The organism is Photorhabdus hindustanensis (assembly GCF_002968995.1).
Taxonomy (GTDB): domain Bacteria; phylum Pseudomonadota; class Gammaproteobacteria; order Enterobacterales; family Enterobacteriaceae; genus Photorhabdus; species Photorhabdus akhurstii.
Map to the genome: position 1 here is coordinate 1 of NZ_PUWT01000181.1, position 1,186 is coordinate 1,186.

Annotated in this window: 1 protein-coding gene; it reads right to left on the reverse strand. The window is 41.6% G+C overall.

Going from position 1 to position 1,186, the window contains the following annotated elements; all coding sequences use genetic code 11:
• Positions 1 to 27 precede the first annotated feature (27 nt).
• On the reverse strand, positions 28 to 1,068 hold the full coding sequence (locus tag C6H66_RS25140) for an IS630 family transposase (RefSeq protein ID WP_105397062.1): 1,041 nt from the start codon (positions 1,066 to 1,068) through the stop codon (positions 28 to 30).
• Between the last annotated feature and the right edge of the window lie 118 nt (positions 1,069 to 1,186).

A 1,186-nucleotide genomic window follows, 5' to 3' on the forward strand; every position in this document is an offset into this window, starting at 1 on the left:
TTCTTTGGAACAGATTTAAATAAGATTTCATAATAGTGCTACACTCATTTTTTGTCTTCCTGGTTTTTGCTGTGATGAAAACGATGCCAAAAAGGCATCAACATAATTAAGCAACTGCCACATAAATTGACAACGGTGATTTCGCGTTATTGTCTCATGGAGCGATTGCCATAACCGTTCTATTTTATTTAGCCACGGTGAATAGACGGGTAAAAACAACAGGGTAAATTTGGGATGTCGTGCCAGCCACTCCTTTACCTTCCGACTTTTATGAATACCGTAGTTATCTAAGATTAATGTGAGAGTTTCCGCATGGGGATATTGATGATTTAGTTCATCTAACATTTTGATAAATAAATCAGAGTTCTTTTTTATTCCTTTAACATAGGTGACTTGCTCTGTCTGAGCATTGAGGCAACCCGCAAGGTAATGTTTTTCATTTTTTCCCGGGGTGATAACCCGTTTTTGTTGTCCTTTGAAACACCAGTCCGCGCCGATTTTCGGGTTGAAATCAATATCCACCTCATCTTCATAGAAAACGGGATGTTTTTCTGAAATATTCGCTTTGGCTTCTGCGATCTTTGCCATTTTCTCCTCATGTTCAGGATCAGGTTGTTTTACCGTGGGTGCCGCTCTGCGCCAGACAATTCCCACCTGAGAAAAGTAACGATAGAGGACACTTTGTGTCAGGGAGAGGTTGAGTAATTCATTAAGGGTATGAGTCATAAGCTCAAGGCTCCAGCGAGAGCGAAGATAGCCGAATTCTTGGGGAGATTGCTGTAATAAGAAAAGCAACAGGCTATAGAGAGGGGTGAGATCCCAGACAGCAGGTCGGCCAGCCGGTAAACTGTTGAGTCCTTCGAGTCCATATAATGTAAACCATTCAACCCAACGATTGATGGAAGAGCGTGCGGCATGAAGGGTTTTAGCGACATAAGTCACCGTCAATCCCTCATTGAGCATCAATAACGCCGTCAATCGACGGGAATAGTTCTTATCACGGGTTTTATGGATAAGTTTTCTCATTTTCTGGCATTCATTTTGAGGTATGGGTGCTATGATAGGCATCACTCAGTCCGTGTTGAGGTTTGGGATTTTTGGCAATTGATCAGATCGCAAAAATCGGACTGAGTTCCCTTCCAGTGATCTATTATTTTGAAAATTTATTTAGTTGGCATCCGAAAAT

Bases quoted from the DNA above. Each gene is read 5' to 3' on its own strand.
- C6H66_RS25140 (WP_105397062.1), bottom strand. From the start codon at position 1,068: ATGCCTATCATAGCACCCATACCTCAAAATGAATGCCAGAAAATGAGA.